This is a genomic window from Lujinxingia litoralis (genome assembly GCF_003260125.1).
Lineage (GTDB): Bacteria > Myxococcota_A > Bradymonadia > Bradymonadales > Bradymonadaceae > Lujinxingia > Lujinxingia litoralis.
Genome location: NZ_QHKO01000003.1, coordinates 372,845 through 395,243, shown reverse-complemented (window position 1 = coordinate 395,243; position 22,399 = coordinate 372,845). Strand labels below are relative to the sequence as shown.

General features: G+C 66.8%; 18 protein-coding genes and 1 pseudogene. 16 read left to right on the top strand and 3 right to left on the bottom strand.

Translation table 11 applies throughout. From position 1 onward, the window contains the following. The first annotated feature begins 28 nt into the window (after positions 1-28). From DL240_RS08920 to gpt, 10 genes are all read left to right on the top strand, one after another. Complete coding sequence (locus tag DL240_RS08920; RefSeq protein ID WP_111729531.1) at positions 29-1,030, top strand: LLM class flavin-dependent oxidoreductase; 1,002 nt, start codon at positions 29-31, stop codon at positions 1,028-1,030. A gap of 101 nt (positions 1,031-1,131) precedes the next feature. Further along, a complete protein-coding gene (locus DL240_RS19610) occupies positions 1,132-1,860 on the top strand; it encodes a CAP domain-containing protein (RefSeq protein WP_146618199.1) in 729 nt (242 codons plus the stop codon). Between the two features lie 205 nt (positions 1,861-2,065). Beyond that, positions 2,066-4,312 (top strand): NADP-dependent isocitrate dehydrogenase, encoded by a 2,247-nt coding sequence (locus DL240_RS08905; protein ID WP_111729529.1) that lies wholly within the window; start codon positions 2,066-2,068, stop codon positions 4,310-4,312. Between the two features lie 180 nt (positions 4,313-4,492). Beyond that, positions 4,493-5,776 (top strand): lycopene cyclase family protein, encoded by a 1,284-nt coding sequence (locus DL240_RS08900; RefSeq protein ID WP_146618198.1) that lies wholly within the window; start codon positions 4,493-4,495, stop codon positions 5,774-5,776. After that, positions 5,773-6,543 carry a fatty acid desaturase gene (locus DL240_RS08895; RefSeq protein ID WP_111729527.1) on the top strand — a complete coding sequence of 257 codons (771 nt, stop codon included), beginning with the start codon at positions 5,773-5,775 and terminating at the stop codon, positions 6,541-6,543. The genes DL240_RS08900 and DL240_RS08895 overlap by 4 nt, the downstream gene beginning before the upstream one ends. 46 nt (positions 6,544-6,589) lie before the next feature. Then, entirely contained in the window at positions 6,590-8,161 is a 1,572-nt protein-coding gene (locus DL240_RS08890; protein ID WP_430673507.1) for a phytoene desaturase, read from the top strand. Next, complete coding sequence (locus DL240_RS08885; RefSeq protein ID WP_111729526.1) at positions 8,158-9,105, top strand: phytoene/squalene synthase family protein; 948 nt, start codon at positions 8,158-8,160, stop codon at positions 9,103-9,105. Before DL240_RS08890 ends, DL240_RS08885 begins: the two co-directional genes overlap by 4 nt. Then, positions 9,102-10,301, top strand: a complete 1,200-nt coding sequence (locus tag DL240_RS08880) for a hypothetical protein (protein WP_111729525.1) — start codon at positions 9,102-9,104, stop codon at positions 10,299-10,301. The genes DL240_RS08885 and DL240_RS08880 overlap by 4 nt, the downstream gene beginning before the upstream one ends. Further along, positions 10,298-11,776 carry a phytoene desaturase family protein gene (locus DL240_RS08875; RefSeq protein ID WP_111729524.1) on the top strand — a complete coding sequence of 493 codons (1,479 nt, stop codon included), beginning with the start codon at positions 10,298-10,300 and terminating at the stop codon, positions 11,774-11,776. The genes DL240_RS08880 and DL240_RS08875 overlap by 4 nt, the downstream gene beginning before the upstream one ends. 75 nt (positions 11,777-11,851) lie before the next feature. Further along, entirely contained in the window at positions 11,852-12,367 is a 516-nt protein-coding gene (gpt, locus tag DL240_RS08870) for a xanthine phosphoribosyltransferase (protein WP_111729523.1), read from the top strand. Between the two features lie 63 nt (positions 12,368-12,430). Here the strand turns inward: gpt and DL240_RS08865 are convergent, their stop codons facing one another. Next, a complete protein-coding gene (locus tag DL240_RS08865; protein WP_111729522.1) occupies positions 12,431-12,904 on the bottom strand; it encodes a hypothetical protein in 474 nt (157 codons plus the stop codon). A gap of 134 nt (positions 12,905-13,038) precedes the next feature. On the opposite strand from DL240_RS08865, the gene DL240_RS08860 reads away from it, so the two are divergent. The 3 genes from DL240_RS08860 (at position 13,039) to DL240_RS08850 (ending at position 16,202) form a co-directional block, all read left to right on the top strand. Then, entirely contained in the window at positions 13,039-14,661 is a 1,623-nt protein-coding gene (locus DL240_RS08860; RefSeq protein ID WP_111729521.1) for an AMP-binding protein, read from the top strand. Between the two features lie 2 nt (positions 14,662-14,663). After that, positions 14,664-15,461: an AAC(3) family N-acetyltransferase gene (locus DL240_RS08855; protein WP_158542452.1), complete on the top strand. Its 798-nt coding sequence runs from the start codon at positions 14,664-14,666 to the stop codon at positions 15,459-15,461. A gap of 78 nt (positions 15,462-15,539) precedes the next feature. Beyond that, positions 15,540-16,202 (top strand): GNAT family N-acetyltransferase, encoded by a 663-nt coding sequence (locus DL240_RS08850; RefSeq protein ID WP_111729519.1) that lies wholly within the window; start codon positions 15,540-15,542, stop codon positions 16,200-16,202. A 159-nt stretch (positions 16,203-16,361) separates the two neighbouring features. On the opposite strand, the gene DL240_RS19605 is transcribed toward DL240_RS08850, so the two are convergent. Next, a complete protein-coding gene (locus DL240_RS19605; protein WP_146618197.1) occupies positions 16,362-16,895 on the bottom strand; it encodes a hypothetical protein in 534 nt (177 codons plus the stop codon). A 59-nt stretch (positions 16,896-16,954) separates the two neighbouring features. Further along, a complete protein-coding gene (tnpC, locus tag DL240_RS08840) occupies positions 16,955-18,379 on the bottom strand; it encodes an IS66 family transposase (RefSeq protein ID WP_111729517.1) in 1,425 nt (474 codons plus the stop codon). A gap of 370 nt (positions 18,380-18,749) precedes the next feature. Here tnpC and DL240_RS08835 point away from each other — a divergent pair, with 370 nt between their 5' ends. From DL240_RS08835 to DL240_RS20230, 3 genes and pseudogenes are all read left to right on the top strand, one after another. Next, positions 18,750-19,619, top strand: a complete 870-nt coding sequence (locus DL240_RS08835) for an AgmX/PglI C-terminal domain-containing protein (RefSeq protein WP_111729516.1) — start codon at positions 18,750-18,752, stop codon at positions 19,617-19,619. Between the two features lie 165 nt (positions 19,620-19,784). After that, complete coding sequence (locus DL240_RS08830) at positions 19,785-22,196, top strand: RCC1 domain-containing protein (protein ID WP_111729515.1); 2,412 nt, start codon at positions 19,785-19,787, stop codon at positions 22,194-22,196. Next, a pseudogene (locus tag DL240_RS20230) lies at positions 22,193-22,399 on the top strand (hypothetical protein); the annotation flags it as partial. The gene DL240_RS08830 and the pseudogene DL240_RS20230, both read left to right, overlap by 4 nt.

The window sequence follows — 22,399 nt, the reverse complement described above, 5'->3', positions numbered from 1 at the left end:
CCCTTCATGCTGCCTGCAAGGATGCTCTATGACCGCCGAGATTCCCCTCTCTCTACTCGACCTGGCCACGGTCAGCACGGTGGATACCCCTCAAAGCACTCTGGCCAATTCCGTCAGGCTCGCTCAGCTTGCCGAATCCCGCGGCTTTGTCCGCCACTGGGTGGCCGAACACCACGGCATGCCCGGCGTGGCCAGCTCCTCCCCGGAGATCCTCATCGCGCATCTGGCCGCGCACACCTCCACCATCCGCCTGGGAAGCGGCGGCATCATGCTGCCCAACCACGTGCCGCTCAAAGTCGCCGAGCGCTTCCACACCCTGGAGGCCCTGCACCCGGGGCGCATCGACTTAGGAATCGGCCGGGCCCCGGGCACCGACCAGAACACCCTGCGGGCGCTGCGCTCCTTTGACCCCAACCACTTCCCCGACCAGCTCCAGGAGCTACGCGGGCTCTCCGCCGGCACGCTCCCCCCCGAACACCCCTTCGCCCGCATCCGGGTGATGCCCGACGACGTGCAGCTCCCGCCCATCTGGCTGCTGGGCTCCTCCGGAGCCAGCGCGGCGCTGGCCGGTCGCCTGGGCCTGGGCTACGCCTTCGCCAGCCACTTCAGCCCCACCGACCCGCAGCCGGCCCTGGACGCCTACCGCCACCACTTCGAGCCCTCCGAGCACTTCCCCCGACCCCATATCATCCTGGCCGCCGCCGTCATCGTCGCCGACACCGACGAAGAGGCCCAGCGCCTGGCCACCTCCTGGGATCTGGCCATGGTGCGTCTGCGCCGCGGGGTCCCCGCCCCCTTCCCCACCCCTGACGAGGCGCTGGCCTACCCCTACAGCCCGCTGGAGCGCGAGTTCATTCACTCCCATCGCAAACTGCAGTTCATTGGCACCGCCGACCACGTCACCGAGCGACTGCGCGACTTCGTACAAAAAAGTGGCGCCAGCGAGCTGATGATCGCCACCTTCACCTACTCGCACACCAGCCGCGCCCGCTCCCTGACGCTCCTCTCCGAAGCCTGGCAGAACCCCTGACCCGGGAGCACCTCCGGGTTGAAGATCGCAGCTACGAGACCGATACTTTCTAAACCTCAACGCTCACCACTGGTCTTCAGCGATCTTCTCCCGAGGCCTCCATGCCCGGAATTATCTCCTGCTATCCTGCCCGGTTGTTGTTCCCCATCCTGCTCGTCAGCCTCACGCTGGCCTGCTCCGATGCCCGGGGACCTCGTCGTACTTCTCCAGACGTCTCACTGCCCGAAGACGTCGGACCCGACGCCAACGCCGACGCCGACGCCGAACTCGACACTGACGCCGAACTCGACGCCGACGCCGACGCCGACACCGACACCGACGCCGAACTCGACACCGACGCCGACACCGGACCCGACGACTTCATCTCGCCCGAAGCTCGCCGCCTCTACGAGCTGATCATCGCCTACCGCGCCGAGCACGATCTTGGCGCCATTCCCCTCTCCCCCTCGCTGAGTCTGGTCGCCAGCATCCACGTCGCGGACCTCAACGCCCACCCCGAGATCACCGACGACGAGTGCAACCTGCACTCCTGGTCCGACCAGGGCGACTGGACCCCCTGCTGCTACACCCCGGATCACACCCGGGCCGAATGCATGTGGCAAAAACCCGGCGAACTCAGCATCTACCCCGGCCTGGGCTACGAAATCTCGGCGATGAGCACCCGCATGACCCCCGAGAGCGCACTGAGCCTGTGGCAGGGCTCCCCGGGGCATAACGCCGTGATCCTCAACCAGGAGGGCTGGACCCAACCCTGGCAGGCCATCGGTGTGGGCATCGCCGGGGACTACGCCCATGTGTGGTTCGGCCACGAGCCCGACCCCTTGCGCTGAAGCCCAGCACAGCGTCCTCTGCGAATTGCGGGCAGAACTCACGCCCTCCACGCGTTATGCCCGGTGAACTCCCCCGAGCTCGACGTTGACGAGCACGCGCCATCTTTGCCAAAAAACCCGGGCGCGCCCTCGACAGCGCCCGATTGGTTCTTAGGACTTGCCTTGATTTGAACGCGCTCCCACCTACCCCCACATGGAAGTCGTCATGACCAAACCCACCATCATCTACACCAAAACCGACGAAGCCCCGGCGCTCGCGACCTACTCCTTCTTGCCCGTCGTGGAGGCCTTCGCCGCCACCGCCGGCGTGCGCGTGGAAACCCGCGACATCTCGCTGGCCGCCCGCATCCTGGCCGTCTTCCCCGATCACCTCACTCCCGAGCAGCAGGTCGGCGACCACCTCAAAGAACTCGGCGAGTTGGCCAAAAACCCCCGGGCCAACATCATCAAGCTGCCGAATATCAGCGCCTCGATCCCCCAGCTCAAAGCGGCCATCGCCGAACTCCAGGCTGCCGGCTTTGATCTGCCCGACTACCCGGAAGATCCGCAGACCGACGCCCAGAAAGACGCCCGCGCCCGCTACGACCGCGTCAAGGGCAGCGCCGTCAACCCGGTGCTGCGCGAGGGCAACTCCGATCGCCGCGCCCCGCGTGCCGTCAAAGAATACGCCCGCAAAAACCCGCACTCCATGGGCGCCTGGAGCAGCGACTCGAAGTCGCACGTGGCCACGATGAGCCAGGGCGACTTCCGCAACACCGAGGTCTCGCACACGCTGAGCGCCCCGACCGACGCGCGCATTGAGTTTGTGGGCGACGACGGCCAGAGCAACACCCTCAAAGCCTCGCTCCCCCTGCTGGCTGGCGAGGTCATCGACGCCTCGGTGATGCGTCGCCAGGAGCTGTTGAGCTTCCTCGATGCCCAGGTCGAAGACGCCAACGCCCAGGGCGTCCTCTTCAGCCTGCACATGAAGGCCACCATGATGAAGGTCTCCGACCCCATCATCTTCGGCCACGCCGTGCGCACCTACTTTAAAGATGTCTTCGCCAAATATCAGGCGACCTTCGATAAGCTCGGCGTCGACGTGAACAACGGCCTGGGCGATCTGCTGGCCAAAATCAAAACCCTGCCCGACGACCTTCAGGCCGAGATCGAAGACGCGCTCAACAAGGCCTACGCCCAGGGCCCCGACATCGCCATGGTCGACTCCGACCGCGGCATCACCAACCTTCACGTGCCCAGCGACGTGATCATCGACGCGTCCATGCCGGCCATGATCCGCACCTCCGGCAAGATGTGGAACGCCCAGGGCGATACCCAGGACGCCAAGGCCGTCATCCCCGACTCCAGCTACGCCAGCGTCTATCAAGAGGTGATCGACTTCTGCAAAGTCCACGGTGCGTTTGACCCGCGTACCATGGGAAGCGTCCCCAACGTGGGGCTGATGGCCCAGAAGGCCGAGGAGTACGGCTCCCACGACAAGACCTTTGAGATCGAGCGCGCCGGAGCCGTGCGCACCCTCGACGCCGAGGGCAACGTCCTCACCGAGCATCGCGTGCAGCCCGGCGACATCTGGCGGATGTGCCAGACCAAAGACGCCCCCGTTCGTGACTGGGTCAAGCTGGCCGTGACCCGCGCCCGCGCCACCGGCGCCCCGGCGATCTTCTGGCTCGATGCAGAGCGTCCCCACGACGCCGCCCTCATCGCCAAGGTCCAGACCTACCTCCAGGACCACGACACCGCAGATCTGGACATCCGCATCCTCGCCCCGGCCGAGGCCACCCGCGTAAGCCTGGAGCGCATCAAAGAAGGCCTGGACACCATCTCGGTGACCGGCAACGTGCTGCGCGACTACCTCACCGACCTCTTCCCGATCCTCGAACTCGGCACCAGCGCCAAGATGCTCTCGATCGTGCCTCTGATGGCCGGCGGCGGCCTCTTTGAAACCGGCGCCGGGGGCTCGGCGCCCAAGCACGTCCAGCAGTTCAACAGCGTCAACTACCTGCGCTGGGACTCCCTCGGGGAGTTCCTCGCGCTCGGAGTGAGCTTTGAGCACCTGGCCGACACCTTCGGCGTAGAGCGCGCCCGCGTGCTCGGGGAGGCCCTGGATGAGGCCACCACCCAGTACCTGATGAACAACAAGAGCCCGGCCCGCAAAGTCGGCCAGATCGACAACCGTGGCTCCCACTTCTACCTGGCCCTCTACTGGGCTCAGGCCCTGGCAAACCAGAGCGCCGACGCCGAGCTGGCCGAGCGCTTCGCGGCCGTGGCCGAGGAGCTCTCCGCCAACGAAGACACCATCGTCAAAGAGCTGCTCGCGGTGCAGGGCGAGCCCATCGACATCGGCGGGTACTACTACCCTGATGCGACGCTCGCCAGCCGGGCGATGCGCCCCAGCGCCACCTTCAACGCGATCATCGATCGCATCACCCGACCGGTGGCGGCCGAGGCCTAAGGCGCCTCACCAGCTCACTTGAAACACCCCGAGCGCGGGCCCGGCTGACTTTGTCAGCCGGGCCCGCGCTTTTTACTTCTTGTACTCCCGACCCCGGAGCGCTTGACCCCTGAAGATCTGTTTCGATGCTTCGTCTCCGCGCGCTTCTCTGTGCTGACGTTATTTGTCTGGAGCATCATCATGACATCTCCTCATCCCATTATCGTTGTCGGCGCGGGCCCGGCCGGCCTCTGGCTCTCGACACTCCTGGCTCGCCGGGGCCTGGCGGTAGTCGTCGTCGACCCCGATCCTCTCGCGCCCTGGCCCAACACCTACGGCATCTGGAGCGATGCGCTCCAACACCTGGAGCTCCCGGTGCCGGCCGAGGCCACCTTTAAGGCGGCGGCCATTCACCTCCCCGGCCGCGACGCTCAGCGCCTCCCCCGGGCCTACACCCGCGTCGACCCGCGCGCGTTTAAAACGCTGCTCATCGACCAGCTCACCGCCCACGGTGGCACACTTCACACCGGCCGGGCCTCCACCGCCTCCCCCGGCCGCGACGCTCACACCGCCGCCTGGCTCACCCTGGAGAGTGGCGAATCACTGGCCGCGTCAGCCCTGATCGACGCCACCGGCCAGGGCCTGCTCCGCCAATCTGGCTCGGCACCGACCGCGCCCGGCTATCAGAGCGCACTGGGGTGGCTGGCCCGTTTTGAGCGCGATCCCCTGCAGGGCCAGCCCCTGACCCTGATGGACTTTCGCCCGCCCCCGGTCGACGACGCCCGGGACATCCCCACCTTTTTGTACGGCATGCACCTGGGCGATGACCTCTACTTCGTCGAAGAAACCGCCCTGGTCACCCGCCAGCCTCTGACCTACGACGCGCTGGAGGCGCGCCTGCGCGCGCGCCTGGCCGCCCGCCACGCCCTGCCCACCCGGGTACTCGAGGTGGAACGATGCCTCATCCCCATGGGTACCGCGCTGCCCCCGCCGCCCCGAGCCGACCAGGCCCCGATCATCGCCTTCGGGGCGGCGGCCGGCTTTGTGCACCCGGCCACCGGCTACTCCCTCGCGCGCAGCCTGCGCGAGGCCGCCCCCCTGGCCGACCTGCTCCAGAACGCCCTCTCGGCCGAACGCCCCGCTCATACCACCGCCCTGCAGGCGCGCGCGCTGCTCTGGTCAGCCCGCGACCGCCGCGCCCGCGCCCTCTACACCCTGGGCCAGGAGTCGGTGATGGCCATGGATCTGGACACCATCGCCCACTTCTTCGAGAGCTTCTTCCTCCTCCCGGACGAAGACTGGCACGCCTACATGGCCGCCACCCTCACCCCCGCCGAGGTGGCCGCCCTTATGTGGAAGCTCTTTGGCAAGTCTCCCAACAGCCTGCGCCTGCACCTGGCTCGCGAAGCCCTGCGTGTGGCCCCCACAACCCTTCAAAAGCTGCTCACTCCCACGCGCGCGACGGTCGAAGGAGGAGCACCATGAACACCTACCAACGTCCCCGATACCACAGCGCGCGCGGGCTCCTTTCAGCCCTCGCCATACTGAGCGCCTGGTCCGGTGGCCTGGCACTGGCGCTGACCCTGCCCCTGAGCCTGAGCCCCCTCGTGCTCGCGGCCGCGCCTCTCCTGGTCGCGCTGATGACCTTTCTCTACACCGGCCTCTTCATCACCGCCCACGATGCAATGCACCGCAGCGTGGCCCCCGACTTCCCGCGTCTCAATCACGCCCTGGGCCGGCTGGCCGTGCTCCTCTATGCGCTCTTCTCCTACACCCGGCTGCTCCAGAGCCACCACGCTCACCACGCCCACCCGGCCAGCCCCGAAGACCCCGACTTCCACGACGGGCAGCACCCCGATCCGCTGCGCTGGTACCTGCACTTTCTCAAGGGCTACGTCTCCGCCGGACAGCTGGTGGGCATGGCACTCGTCTTCAACATCCTGCACCACCTGCTCTCAGTGCCCCTGCCCAACCTGCTCCTCTTCTGGGTCTTGCCCTCGCTCCTGAGCACCCTGCAGCTCTTCTACTTCGGCACCTACCTGCCCCACCGCCGCCCCGCCCGCGGCTACGCCGATCACCACCGCGCCTCCTCCAACGACTTCGCTCCCTGGCTCTCATTTCTGACCTGCTACCACTTTGGCTACCACCGGGAGCATCACCAGCGCCCCGACATCCCCTGGTGGGCCCTGCCCGGCTTTCGGAAAAAGCATCTCATCAAAAAATCAAATTCAAAACCTATTCAAAACACTTGAACCCTGTTCACACGTGCCCATACTGCTCTGCGCCTGCTGGAATTGACTGCTCAATAACTCTTCAACCCCTGTATCTCGGAGCCCTATCGTGTCCAACACCTCCCCTGTCATCGTCATCGGTTCGGGCTTCGGTGGCCTCTCGGCCGCCATACGTCTGCGCGCCATGGGCTACCCGGTCACCCTTCTGGAAGCCCGCGATCAGCCCGGAGGACGGGCCAGCGTCTTCAAGCGCGAGGGCTACACCTTCGACGCCGGCCCCACGGTGATCACCGCCCCCTACCTCTTCCACGAGCTCTTTGAGCTGGTCGGGCGCGACATCAATGATTTTGTGGAGATGATGCCCGTCGACCCCTTCTACCGCATCACCTTCCCCGACGGGTCGGCCTTTGATTACGTGGGCGACGAAGAGCGCCTGCTGGCCCAGATCGCCGAGTTCAACCCGGACGACGTTCAGGGCTACCGGCGCCTGGCCGAACACTCCCGGCGCATCTTTGATGTGGGCTATACCCAGCTCGCCGACCAGCCCTTCGACACCATCATGGACATGATGCGGGTCGTGCCGGACATGATGAAGCTGGAGAACTACCGCTCGGTCTACAGCCTGGTGGCCAAGTACATCAAAGACGAGCGCCTGCGGCAGGTCTTTACCTTCCAGCCCCTCCTGGTGGGCGGGAACCCCTTTAATGTGACCTCGATCTACCTGCTCATCCACTGGCTGGAACGCAAATGGGGGGTGCACTTCGCCAGGGGCGGCACCACCGCGATCGTCGCGGGCATGATGCGCCTGATCGACGAGATCGGCGTGGAGGTTCGCCTCAACACTCCGGTGGCCGAGATCGAGGTCGAAGGGGGCCGCGCCACCGCCGTGCGCACCGAATCCGGCGAGCGTATTGCGTGCCAGTTTGTGGTCAGCAACGCCGACCCCTCCATGACCTACAAAAAGATGGTGGCCCCGGAACATCGCTCCAAAAACAGCGACCGCCGCGTGGAGCGGGTCAAGCAGTCCATGGGCCTCTTTGTGGGCTTCTTCGGCACCGACAAAAAATACGAAGACATCAAGCACCACACCATCGTGCTCGGGCCCCGCTACCGGGGCCTGCTCGACGATATCTTCAACAAAAAGGTGCTGGCCGAGGACTTCTCCCTCTACCTGCACCGCCCCACCGCCTCCGACCCCTCGCTGGCACCCGAAGGCCACGACTGCTTCTACGTGCTCAGCCCGGTGCCCAACAACGAGAGCGGCATCGACTGGGAGGCCCAGGGCCCCGAATACATGGAGCGCATCCTCCAGAGCCTGGAAGCGCGCCATATGCCCGGACTGCGCCAGCATATCACCACCCAGTTCTGGACCAGCCCGGACTACTTCCAGCAGGAGCTGCGCTCGGCCAGCGGAGCCGGCTTTGGGCCGGAGCCCCGGCTTACGCAATCGGCCTGGTTCCGCTACCATAACCGCTCCAAAGACATTGATGGACTCTACTTCGTGGGCGCCGGCGTCCACCCGGGCGCCGGCCTGCCCGGCGTGATCACCTCGGCCAAGGTCCTGGAAAAGCTCGTTCCGGCGCCGGCGCATAAAGTCCCCCTCCCCTCACCCTCACTCCAGCCCCGGGTATCGGCATGAGTTCCCCCGCTGAACCGCGCAGCTCCACCGAACTGGTTCGCGTCCACGAGCAGATTCTGGCCCGGGGTTCGCGCTCCTTTCGGCTGGCCTCGTACTTTCTCCCGAGCGATCGCCGCGGAGACGCCGCGCACCTCTACGCGCTCTGCCGCCTGATCGACGACACGGCCGATGAGGCGGCGACTCCGCAGCAGGCCCGCCGCGGACTCGATGAGCTGCGCCGAGAGCTGCGCGGGGAGCACGCCCCGCGCCCGCTTATCACCTCCTTTCTGGAGATGGCCCGACGCCGGGACCTGGATCTGGCCTACGTCTTCGAGCTCATCGAAGGCGTGGAAAGCGATCTGGGAGAGGTCTGCGTGGCATCCGACGCTGAGCTGCTGCGCTACGCTTACCGGGTCGCCGGCACCGTCGGCGTGATGATGTGCGCGGTGCTCGGCGTGACCGACCCGCGCGCCATCGCCCACGCCATCGATCTGGGCGTGGGCATGCAACTCACCAACATCTGCCGCGACGTGCTCGAAGACGCCCGGATGGGCCGCGTCTACCTCCCGGCCCGACGCCTCCAGGCCCGGGGTCTGCACCCGGCGCATCTGCTCGAAGAGCGCGCCGATACCGCCGCGCTCGCCAGCGTGGTTACCGAGCTCCTGGACCTGGCCGAGCACTACTACCGCAGCGCCGAGCGCGGGATGGTCTACATCCCGGCGCGCTCGCGCGCGGCCATCATGGTGGCCAGCCGCGTCTACCGCGCCATCGGCCTGAAACTGCGTGCCCGCGGCGCCAACCCCCTGCGCGGGCGCACCATCGTCTCACCAGCGGGGCGAATCCTGCGCGCCGCCGGCGGGTGCCTGGCCTGGTTGAGCACCCTGGGCCAGCGGCCCGCCCGGGCCCCCTCCCACAATCCCGACCTCCACCGCGAGCTGCGCGGCCTTCCTGGCATTCACGCATGAGCGACCTTCTGCACCTCTCTCCCGCCGGCAGCGGCATCCACCCCGACCTTCTCCACGCCCCGGGGGGCTTCGCCTGGTGGTACCTCGATCTGGTCGACGCGCGGGGCAACGGCCTGGTGTGCATCTGGAGCTTTGGACTGCCCTTCTTGCCCGGCTACACCTCAGCCGCCCGCCGCGGACACCCCCAGACGCCGGCGCTCCGCCCCAGCCTCAACCTGGCCAGCTTCCGTGGCGGCAAACTCGACTTCTACGTCCTCCAGGAGTTCGCCCCCCACGAGGTCCAATGGTCCCCGGGCCCCCACGGCGACCTCTGGCGCTTCGGCCAGAGCGTGCTCGAGAGCGTGCAGCGCGATGGCCAGCGCCGGGTCCACCTCCAACTGCACCTCACCATGCCCACCGGTGCGCTGGCTCAGGCCACGATCGACGCCACCGGCCCGGCCATCACCCATTCCGGACGTGCCCCCGATCCGGCCCACCGCCTCATCGATCCCCTGCCCGATCACGACTGGACGCCTCTCCTGGCCGTGGCCACCGGCCGGGCCACCCTGCACGCCCACAACAAAACCGTGCACTTTGAGGGCCGCGTCTACCACGACCGCAACGGGGGCCGCCGCCCCATGCACGATCTGGGCATCGATCTGTGGACCTGGGGGCGGCTGGCCTTTCCCTCGCGCGAGTTCATCTACTACGTGCTCTACCCCCGGGATCCGCAACGCCCGACGCAGTCACTCTTTGTCGAGCTCGACTCATCCGGCCAGGCACACATCCTCCCGGGGCTTAGCCTGCGCCGCAGCGCCCCGGCCAAAAACATGGGGGCGATGCGCTGGTGGCCGACCCAGGTCATCGAGCGCGAGGGTCGCCCCCTGATCACCATCGACAACCGCCACCGCATCGACAGCGGCCCCTTTTACCTGCGCGCGGTGCCCCGGGCCCACGACCACGAGCGCGACGAGGTTGCCCGCGGCATCAACGAGGTCTGCGACCCCGCGCGCATCGATCTCGACGTGCATCGCCCCCTGGTGCGCATGCGGGTGCACCGGCGCCAGGCCTCCAACTCCATCTGGCTGCCCCTCTTCACCGGCCCCCGGCAGGGGCGAGTGCGCCGCCTGGTCCAGAGCTGGCTCCCGGGCGCCACGGCGGCGCCGGCGCACGCCCCTCCTGTCGAGCCCCCCCCGAGCCCCGAGGAGCAGCGATGAGCGAGCGTGTAGTGATTGTCGGCGCCGGCATGGGAGGGCTCTCGGCCGCTCTGCGCCTGAGCGCCCATCCCGATCTGGACATTCTGGTTGTCGATGCCCTGGAGGGCCCCGGCGGCAAAGTCGGCACCGCCCACCATCAGGGCCTGGCCTTTGATACCGGCCCCAGCGTGCTCACCATGCCCGGGGTCCTCACCGAACTCTTTGAGGCCGCCGATCTGCGCCTCGAAGAGCACCTCAAGCTCATCCACCCCGAGCACCTCTTTCGCTACCACTTCGGCAGCGGCACCGCCCTGGATGTGCACTTCGATCCGGCCGACACCGCCCGGGCCATCGCCCAGACGCTGGACCGGAAGGCCGCCGGCGAGTTTGAGAACTTCCTGAACTACTGCCGGCGCATCTGGGAGGCCGCCGCGCCGAACTTCGTGATGGGCCCGGCGCCCTCCTTTGGGGGCGTGTTCAAGCTCGGCCTCTCGGCGCTCGCAAAGATGCGTGCCATCGATCCGATGCGCACCATGAAGGCCGCCATCGACGCCCAGATCCGCAGCCCGGAGCTGCGCGACCTCTTCTACCGCTACGCCACCTACAACGGCTCCGACCCGCGGCAGGCCCCGGCTACGCTCAACTGCATCGCCTGGGTGGAGCTGGGCCTGGGCTGCTACGGCATCGAGGGCGGAATGCGCCGCCTGGCCACCGCCCTCTTTGAGGCGGCCCAACACCAGGGCGTGCGCTTTAGCTTCCAGAGCCCGGTGGAGCGCATCGCTCGCCACAACGACGGGTTCGAACTCCGCATTCACGGCGACCGCCTCCGCGCCGATCGCCTGATCATCAACGCCGACGTCGCGCATCTGGTCCACGACCTCTTAAGCGAGGACACCGCGCACGGCATCGCCCCCGACCCCACTCCCTCCATGTCGGGCTACACCGCCCTCTTCCAGGCCCGCCGGCGCTCCCCGGCCCAGCGCCCCGCCCACCAGGTGCTCTTCCCCGACGGCGACTACCTGGAGGAGTTTGTCGACATCTTCGACCGCCAGCGCGCCCCACAGGCGCCCACCATCTACCTCTGCGCCCAGGAAAAAGCCCACGCCGCGCCGGGCTGGCAGGAGCACGAACCCCTCTTTGCCATGACCAACGCCCCGGCCACCGCCCCCGATGGCTCCACCGCCACCGACTGGCACGCCCACACCCGGCACATCACCGAACGCCTGGTACGCACCGGCCTCCTCGCTCCCGACGACGCGCCAGTCTGGGTGCGCACCCCCGACGCTCTGGCCACGCGCTTTCCGGGCAGTCGCGGCAGCATCTACGGCGCGGCCTCCAACTCCCGCTTTGCCGCCTTTAAACGCCCGGCCAACCGCGCCGCCGGGCTCCCGGGCCTCTACCTGGCCAGCGGCAGCGCCCATCCCGGCGGCGGCGTGCCCCTCTGCCTGCAATCGGGCCGTCAGGCCGCCGAATCCCTGCTCCTCGATCGGGTGTAGCTGGTCGACCCGGGCTCCGGAGTGCTAAAGACTCCGGCTGTAGTCTCCCCCCCACCCGCTGCCGACGAGGGAACGATGTGCGCGACCTACAAGCAGGACTTTTTTGTCTCCTGGGAAGAACTTCACCGCGACACCCGCCAGCTCTGCCAGATGCTCCTGCGCGACCCGGCCTATCCCTTTGAGGGGATCATCGCCGTGACCCGCGGCGGCCTGATCCCGGCGGCCATCGTCGCCCGGGAGCTCGACATCCGGCTGATCGACACCGTCTGCATCGCCAGCTACGAGGGCACCGAGGCCCGGGAACGCTCCGAAAACCTGCGCCTGATCAAACCCGCCGCCGGCGACGGCCAGGGCATGCTCCTGGTCGACGATCTGGTCGATACCGGCGCCACCGCCACCCGGCTGCGCGAGATGTTGCCCCACGCCACCTTCGCCACCGTCTACGCCAAGCCCGAGGGGCGCGCACAGGTCGACCACTGCGTGCGCACGGTGACCCAGGACACCTGGATTCGTTTTCCCTGGGATATGGAACTGAGCTTCGCCCCGCCCCTCATCGAACAAGAACAGCGCCACCGGCCTCCCACCCCCTGAGCTCCCAACTTCCCCCGGGCGCCGACGCCGGTCCCAGGCCGCCCCGGCGCCCGCCGCTCCCCTTCAGCGCTCCCGCTCAATAAACGCCAGAATCGACTCGCCGGCCCGCGCCGTGGCCAGCTCCTCCTTGCGCCAGCTCTCCAGCAGGGCCCGCACCTCCCGGCGTACCTCGCCGGCGCGCTCCGCGCGCCTCTCCTCTCCGGCGGCCTGATACATCTGCACCACCCGCTTAAGCCACGCCTCCAGCGCCACCAGCTGCCCCGGACTCAGCGGCCCGGCCACCACCTCTCCCTCCATCACCAGCGCCCGGGGCTCCGAGGCTCCCCACCCTCCCAGGGTCATCTCCAGATCGGCCACCTCAATGGCCTGGCGCCTCAAACTCTCCAGACTCACCGGATCCAGGGGCTCCTGCGCCTTCCCGGACTTCTTCGTCGAGTCCTTCGCCCCCTCGGCCTGACGCTTAAAGAGCTTCACGCGTTTTTTAAACGACTTTTCCAGTTGCCGGGCGCGATGGGCGAGTGTTTCCAGCGTGGGCATGGGCGACCTCCACAAAGGGGATGTTCCGGGGGATTTGCCAGATTGAGGGCCGATTGGAACCTTTCCACCGGGGGAGTCGGGTCTACTTTTTTTAGCGTACGCACCAACGCATCCAATTATCCCGGGGGGGACCCATGGCATCGTTGCTTCGCGGCTTTGTGCAAGCCGCCCGGCTGCACTGCACCCGCACCGCTCTACGTCTGGATACCGAGAATGTCACCTATGAGGAACTCGAACGCCTGGCCGCGGCGATCGCCGCCCGGGTCCAGGCCGGCGCCCCGGGGGAATCCCCCCTTCTGGGAGTCTACGCCAGCCACAGCTTAAGCGCCTACGCCGGCGCCCTGGCCGCCACGGGCTGCAGGCGCGCCATCCTGCCCCTGGATCCCTTTGACCCTCCCGGCCGCGTCCACGCCATCATCGCCGCCAGCGGCGTCGACGCGCTGGTCGTAGGGCCTCAGGCCCTGGACCGCGTCGACGGACTCCTGGCCGCCAGCGGTCGCCCGCTGCTGATCCTCACCCCGGAGACCGACGCGCTGCGCGGACTAAGCGCGCGCCACCGCCGTCATCGCTTCGCCGATCAGAAACAACTCGTCACCGCCGAGGCCGAACTCCTCGCTCCCGAGAACCCCACACACCCGGCCTACATCACCTACGTCGGCGGGGCGGCTCGCCTGCACGCGCTGAGCCTCTCCCACCAGGCGCTGATCCATTACGTGGATCAGGTCGCGCGCAGCCTGGATCTCGATCCCGACGACCGCGTCTCCCAGATCTTTGACCTGCGCCTGAGCCAGGCCCTCCATGACATGCTCACCACCTGGCAGGCCGGCGCCACACTGGTCGCCCTGGGCCGCTCGGCCCGCCCCCGACTCGCCGCAAAAATACAGGCGCATCGCCTCACCCGCTTCGCCGGCTGGCCGGCCCTGGCCGCCGGGCTCTGGCGCACCGGCGAACTCGCCGAAGATGCCTTCGGCGACCTGCGCTCCTCACTCTTTTTCGGGCCGCCGCTCGACGCCGACCTGGCCCACGCCTGGCACCGCGCTGCCCCCAAGAGCCTGATCACCTCCATGTGGGGCCCCCCTCAGGCTGGCCCCGCGCTGGCCTCCCGCGGGCTCCAGCGCCCCCAGGCCAGCCCTTCATCCACCCACGCCCCCGCTGCCGCAACGCCCGGCACCGACCCCGATCGCCTCACCCTCTTCGACGGCCACCAGGCCTCCACCCTCTCCTCCGAGCTCCGCTCGCCAGCCCCCGGCCAGCCCGGCGAGCTGGTGGTCAGCGGCCCTCAGGTCCCCTGCCCCAACCCCGCCGACGCCTCTCCCTCGCCCTGCGTCGAACCCGGTGACGCCCCCGGCGCTACCCCCGCCCCCGGCCCCTGGCTGCGCACCGGCCACCAGGCGCACCTGGGCCAGGGCGGCGCCTTCGACCTGGGGCCTCGCCATGACGACCAGGTCTACCTGGGCGGCGAGCTCATCGAACTGAGCGAACTCGACCAGGCCCTCCAACAGGCCTGCGGTCATCGCCACGCCGCGGTGCTGCCCTGGCCTCAAGACACCGACTGGCCTGCCGGCCTGATCGCCCTGGTCGCCACCACCCTGGACCATCCCCTGGACGTGGCCGCCATCCTCGCCGCCTGCCGCCGTCAGCTCCCCGCCCATCTGGTCCCCGACCGCGTGCTACCCATCGATCAGTTGCCCCGGACCTCCTCCGGCACCCCGGACCGCCTCGCGCTGGCCCGGCGCCTTAACCGCGAGCGGAGCTAATCGTGCCTGGCCTGACCCTCAATCATCTGCGCCACGCGCTGGGCGCGCTCAACCTGGGCCCTGCCGAGCTCCTGCTCCTGCACTTCGACCTGCTCGCCGCCGGCCGCCTGGCCGACTGCCCGGTCCACGAGCTGCCCTCGCGCTACTACTCGGTCCTGCGCCAGCGTACCTCCAGCCGGGCCACTCTGGTGGTCGCCACGCACTCGCCATCCTTTGCCGCCGGCACCCCCTTCGACCGCCAGCTCACCCCCACGGCCGCGCCCTTCAACGAGTACCTGCGCCGCCTCCCCCGGGCTCACCGCTCGGCCCACGCCCTGCAATCCCTCGCCGCCGAAGGCCCCCTGGCCCATACCCTCTGCGCCCGCGACACCCCGGCGGCCTTCGGCCCCGGCTCGGCCTTCGACACCCTGCTCGCGCTCAACGCCCGGGCCCTCTTCATCGGCCTGGACCTTCAGCACTCGCCACTTCTCCACATCGCCGAGAGCCGCGCCCGCGTCCCCTACCTCGACTTTCAGGAGCTCCAGGGCCCCTGGGTCGATCAGGGCCTGGCCATGGAGCGCCGCTTCTTATTTCAACAACGCCGCCTGCCTCAGACCATCGCCCTTTCCACTCTTTTCCTCTCCCGGGCCCTGGCCGCCCGGGGACATCTGGAAGTCGTCCCCTTCGGCCGCACGCGCATCATCCTGGTCGAGGCCGCCCGACTCGTCGACACCGCCACCGAACTCCTGCTGGCCGACCCGCACGCCTTGCTGCGCTCTCGGCCACCACCGCCGCCGGCCACACCGCCGCCACCGCCCTGACACCTCGGGGGTTTTCCACAGCTCCGGCCAGGCTCTCCCCAACTTTTCCACAGGCCTACACACACCCTTGTTCCTTCCATGAAGACGGAGATTTCCGACATGAACATCCGCCGCAATCCCCAGACTCCACCCCTGCGTTGGGGCCACAAAACCGCCGGCCTGGAGCACCGCCTGAGCGAACTCTTAAGCTGGATCCGCCCCGCCGGTCAGCCCTACGACGACTACCTCTTAGAAGGCGTCAACCCCGACGAGGTCCTCGCCCGCTGGATGCTCAACGACACCTCCACGATCACCCTGCAACGCGCCCGCCTGCTGATGATCGACGAGCGCATCGCCGGCGGCTACATCGCCCTCAGCGGCACCGAGCTACGCGCGGGCCGCCAGGCCGACCTCCTGGACCTGGCGCGCCAGATCGGCGAAGGCAGCTACGCCCATCTGCGCGCCCGCGTCGATCGCGTCCGCGAGCTCTTTGCACCCATCGAAGACAACGACTTCACCCTCACACGCCTGGGCCTCCACCCGGACCACCGCGGCCGCGGGCTCTGCCACACGCTGATCGAAGACTACCTGCGCCGCGGCCGCCAGGGCGGCTTTCGCCGCGCCCGCGTCGACGTGCCCGAAACCCACCGCTACGCCCTCGATCTCTGCCGCGCTTATGGCTTCGACACCGCCTACCGCGGTAAATCCAACGACGGAAAGCTGCGCTATTTGACGATGGTGCGGGATCTCAACGATCACTAAACCCTTGAATACATTAAACAATTCATCACTCAAAAGTTCTCCTGGTGCGCCTCCCGACATTCAGACCGTGATGTGAGCGTGTCGTTGATGTGATGGCCCTTTGGGAGCGCCCCAGTTCGCAAAAAACCGCCAGCCTATGTTGGGCTGGCGGTTTTTAATTCAACTCCCCGTCATCCTTCTCAAAACCAACTCGTTGGAAGATGTGGCCCGACAATGGATAACGCGAGTACATGCGCGAAGATTAAAAGGGTCTGGGAAGCGGATTGCTCGCACACGAACATACTCCCCGACCCTATCACCGAGATCGACCTTAATCGGGAACGATACAACCTCTGCACTCTCGCTCTCCTCTTCATAGCTTTGACCTGCAGGCATCTCGATCAGCCCGGAGTGACTGTCATAAAACTCTCCATCAATGAAAACTGCGACATACTCTTTGCGAACAGGAACATTCTCACTCAATGTCGCCATCTGAAGATTCAACTCAACAACATCATCGTCGACGTCAAACGTCTCACTAAATACGGAAACATCTCTCCACGCCTCGTCCAGCGGTTCATCAAAATAGTCATCCGGGGGCAATAAAAGCGTCGAATTCCCTACATCGAGCGTTTGATCATAAGATTCATAAGAAGTCGTCGTTCTTTTTAAAGGATGGTCGACGCTTCGGCATCCCTCCGCTCCACGGTGCATAATGAGAGGGGTGTCAAAACGAACCGTAAGCGTTCAGCCCCCCCTACTTTCCTCGTCGTTTAAGCCAACGCAAGCACCGGCGCTGCCTTTTCACCACGCAACGCCTCCATTGAGGCCGTGATGTAGTCGAGCAAGCTACGCCCCTGGCGTCTGCAGGTTTCGGCAGCGGTCCAGAGTCGTTCCATCAGCCGCAAACCCGCCTCGCTCTTTGAGCCCCACGAGAGCTTGCGCTGAATCACCGGGCCGCGCAGGGCACGTTCGGCGCGGTTGTTTGTGGGCTCTACATCCTCGTGATCGAGGAAGGTCCAGAGCATCACGTGTTTTGCATCTTTGAGCAGCCAGCCGACAAACCCGGGGGCTTTTTCATCGAGCGCTTTTGCCTCTTTCAGAAGCGTCAGCCACCTGGGCACGACCTCGTCTTTCATCCGGGACACAAACTCACCACGAGATGTTTTGCCGGATTTCACCTCGATCCAGGCCTTTTGAAACGCCTCGCTTGATGCATGCAATTTGACGCCAATGTCGCCCATTGGCCCTTCTCGTGCGGCCATGGCGGTAAATTCTCGCTTCATATGAGCATGGCAAATCTGGTGATGGTTTTGAGGTAAAAAGCTATATCCGCCATAACGATCCGTAACGAAAATTCGCTCTTTAGACTCCCCGACAAGCTCCCGAGCAAACTCTTTTCGACGACCTTCACGCACGATGTAGAACGCCAAGTTTTCGGTCTCCGCGACCCAGATCCAATAAGGAAGATTGCCCAGTCGCCATCCCGTTTCATCAAGCCCCACAACGTTCTTTGGGTGTTGTAGAGCGGCGCGAACCTGCTCAAACCCCGGCTCAAGCGCCGCCGAGACTTCTTCAAAATGTTTTTGGACCGTGCCAAGCGAACTCGGTGCGCCGATCACTTCGCTGATGAACCAATCGACCTGCCGGCGGCTGTCCCGACAGACCACCGAGAGCGCGCCGCTTAAGCCCGAAAGTCGCGATCCCCAGCCACTTCCAGCAACCTCGGCGGGCAATCTTCCGCGCGTGACCTCGCCGCAGGCCGGACATTGGCAGGAAACGAGCTGGTGTTCGGTGCACTCGACCAACTTTGGCACAAGCTCAAAGACCTGATGCCGTGCCGGATGACCGGTGGCATGCTGCGCCGACAACTCCTGGCCGCAACCGCGGCAGCTGGGCGGAATGTGCTTTTTAATATGGTCGACCTGGTCTTCGGGCAACAACTCGCGGCAATGACCTTGATGCCCCGGCTGTCCTCCCGGCGCGCGCCCTGAGGGCTTTTTTCGCCGTCGCTTCTTTCTCGCCCGCTCATTGTCCGTGGAGGGTGGTTTTGAAGAATTCTGGGAGTTTAAGCCGAGCATCCGCTCCAACTCTGCGATGCGTTGCAGTGCTTCGCGCAGCATTTGTTTCAGCTGCGCATTCTCCGCCTCCAGCTCCGCGATGCGATCATCCCGCCAGTCTCGTGGTGTCTCGCCCATAGTTTGATAGGATCGACACCATCGCCGGCTCACCAAACAAGGCAGGGGCGTTTGGGCGCGGAAGTGGGTCAGATGGCTGAACGCTTACACCCACAACCTATTGAAATTTTTCACATTTCACTTGCAGACACTGAGAATCTCAGGAGTTAGACAGCTCCTTTCGAACAGCCTTCGGTTACAACACTCATACCCCACCCCTTGAAGGTACAAAAGCCCAACACCCACGGCCGTTGAAATGCGGTCTGGCCGTCATGGCAGCGGGTTATCGGGCGACCAAACCTCCCCCACCCCCATTTCCCCCTTGCACCTCACTCGATCCCATATTTACATGGTCCGGAGCCCCATCCCCCCCAAAAGCCTCCGGTCTGCCATGCGCGCACTCTGCCCGACTGCCCCTATCGCTCTGCTCACGCTGACCCTCACCATCGCCCTCTCCGCCTGCCAGAGCACTCCGACCCCGGGCGCCGACACCGAGGCCACACAAGCCCCTCTCTCCGCCTCCGCCCAGTCCTCCCCAAACGCCGCCGCCGACGCCCCCGAAGAACCCAGCCGCATCCTCCACCGGGCGATGAGCGCGGCGGAGGCCGACATCAACGCCTGCTACCGCAGCGCGCTCACCCAAACCCCGCAACTCAGCGGACTGCTGCAATTCAACTGGCAGCTGGCCGAAGACAACACCCCGGTCGGCCTGCAAGTCGCCCACGACACCCTCACCAACGACGGCCTCACCAGCTGCGTGGCCGAAGCCCTCTACCCCCACCTGGTCCAGGAGAGCACCGCCGCGCCCCACCGCGACGTCGTGCTGAGCTACTCCTTTTTGCGCGAGCACGACGCCCGCCAGGTCCAGATGGTCCTGGGCTCTGGTGAGCGCGCCCGGGCCCAGCGCGACGCCATCCCCCCGCAGCTGCGCGAAGAGGGCCGCTGCAGCAACGAAAACATCTACGACGTGCTCTACCAGGCCCACGACACCATCAACGACTGCTACGACCAGACCCTCAAAACTCGCCCCGGCCTGGTGGGCGCCGCGCTGGCCCGCTTCATCATCGTCCCCGACGGCTCCGCCTCCCACCTTGAGCTCCACAGCACCATCGAGGATGAAGCCCTCAACACCTGCATCACCGAGGCCCTGAGCGCCACGACCTTCGACGCCCCCGACCAGGGCGTGTGCACGGTGAACTATCCCATCGATCTCACGCTGCGCTCCCATCCCCACTACACCTTCACGGCCCCCGCCCCCTGAAGCGCTCCCATCTGCGTTGTCAGCCGCGAAATCATTCGAAAATACCCGCCTTCGTGCTAGGGTGCGCCCCAATCTGAACTGACGCAACGGGGCCCCCGCTTCACCACGCTCCAGAAGCGCCTGGTAGCCCCTCGAACTTTCGCCACACCGCTTTAGGAACTCCCCATGCACACCGTCGCCTCGCCATCACGATGGCTTCTTACGCTCGTCTTAACCCTGGCCCTCGCCGCCTGCGGCGATAAGCCCAACACACGGGTCATCCCCAAAGACGACCTCATCGAAGACGTGGGCCCCGACGCCGACGGCGGGGACAACGACCCCGACGCCGACGGCGGGGACAACGACCCCGACGGCGGAGACGCCGACCCCGACGGCGGGGACAACGACCCCGACGCCGACGGCGGGAACACCTGCGAGGCCGAAAGCGACGCCGAACTCTGCGAGGCCAGCGCCTTCACCTGCGGCCAGCACACCATCACCGACGCCTGCGGCGACGAGCGCCTGGTCGACTGCGGTGACGAGGCTCAGGTCTGTGGCGAGTTCGAAACCTGCGGCGGCGCCAGCGTCGAGGGAGAGTGCGGATGCGCGGATACCGGCACCGACGTCGAGCTCTGCGAGGCCAACGCCTTCACCTGCGGCCAGCACACCATCATCGACGCCTGCGGCATCGAGCGCTTGATCGACTGCGGCGACGAAGCCGACGTCTGTGGCGAGTTCGAAACCTGCGGCGGCGCCGGCGTCGAGGGGCAGTGCGGATGCACCGACCCGCGCACCGACACCCAGATCTGCCAGCTCAACTCCTACGCCTGTGGCGAGCTCACCATCACCGACAGCTGCGGCACCGAGCGCACCCTGGACTGTGGCGACGAGACCCAGGTCTGTGGCGAGTTTGAAACCTGCGGCGGCGCCGGCATCCCCGGCCAGTGCGGATGCACCCCGGAGTTCACCGACGAAGAGCATTGCGCCATGCAACAGGCCGAGTGTGGCGAGATCGCCATCATCGACAGCTGCGGCATCGAGCGCACGCTGGACTGCGGTGCCGAAGACCAGGTCTGCACCCTCTTTGATACCTGCGGAGGCGGCGGCGAAGAGAACCAGTGCGGCTGCACGCCCATCACCTGCGAAGACGCCCAGATGCTCTGTGGCGAGCTCGAAGACGGCTGCGGGGGCACCACCCAATGCGACGAGTTCTGCGTGGAGAGCGTCACCGCCGGCGCCTCCCACGCCTGCGCCATCGGCTCGGGCAAGCTCAAGTGCTGGGGGCGCAACACCGACGGACAGCTCGGCAACGGCGCCACCCGCGATGAGCGCAACCCGGTCGACGTCGCCAACCTCCCCACCCTGGTCGAAGTCGCCCCCGGCGGCGAACACACCTGCGCGCTCAGCCAGGCCGGCGAGGTCTTCTGCTGGGGCGCCAACGACCGCGGCCAGCTGGGTGTGGGCACCACCGTCGACAACCCTCTGCCCGGCAGCCGCGCCATCATCAGCGGCGCCACCGCCATCGCCAGTGGCGAGTTCCACAGCTGCGCGGTGGTCAACGGCGGCGTGCGCTGCTGGGGCGCCAACGACTACGGCCAGATCGGCAACGCCAACCTCAGCCTGGGCACCAACATCGCCGTCGCCACGCTGGCCGACGGCCTCTCCAGCGGCATCGTCGATGTGGCCGCCGGCCGCCATCACAGCTGCGCGCTCCACGACAACGGCGGCGTCAGCTGCTGGGGACGCAACCGCTTCGGACAGGTCGCCAACCTGACCCTCGGGGGCCCCTGGCTCATCAGCGCCTACGGCTACCTCATCAACGAGCCGATCGACTTCATGACCATCACCCGCTCGCCAGTCGCCGTGCCCGACATCAGCGATGGCGCAGAAATCACCGCCGGCGATGACTTCAACTGCGTGCGTTCCTCCGCTGGCGAAGTCTCCTGCTGGGGCGCCATCCACCGCCCCACCAGCTCGGGCAGCACCTGCTTTGTCCCCGACGGCTACACCGACACCCGGGGTAATCTCACGGGACGCGACGCCGCCAACTGCGCGATCTGGCCCGCCTCCGGCCCGGCGGTGGGGCGCTTCACCGAGCGCACCGCCTCTGCGGGCTCCTGTGGCGAGCCCCCCTCTTGCCCTGCCACCTACACCTGCTCCGCGAACAACCGCTGCGAGCGCCTGGAGTACCCCCTGGCCGCCGCCTACATCAACCGTTTCTCCCGCACCCCGGCCCTCATCAGCGCCTCGGGCGAAGCCCTCACCATCGAGGCCGGCGCCAACCACCTCTGCATGGTCGTCGACCAGCCCGACACCCTCTTGACCAACGTGCGCTGCTTCGGCCTCAACAGCTACGGCCAGGTCGGCGACGGCACCAACAACCCCTGGAGCACGCCGGTCGACCTCTACTTCGACGTCGACGACAACATCGTGCGCGGCGAAGCCATGACCGCCGGCGACGCCTTCTCCTGCGTGCTGGTCGACGACCAAAACATCAAATGCTGGGGCAGCAACCAGTACGGCCAGATCGGCAACTCTGCCCTGCTGCGCGATGAGTCCTACCGTCCCTTCGACGTCAAACTGGAGTACACCCCTTGAGCCCCTCTCCCACCCTTAAAGCCACCGCGCTGCTCCTTGCCGCGCTGCTCACCGGCTGCGCGAGCTCCGCTCGCGCCCCCTCCCAGATGGCCCCGGCCTACACGGGCAGCGCCGCCGCCGAGAGCGTGGCCTACGACGCGCCCCGGGCCCAGAGCGACGCGCCTCCGGCCCCTTCGGCGCGACCGCCGGCGGCACCCCGGCCC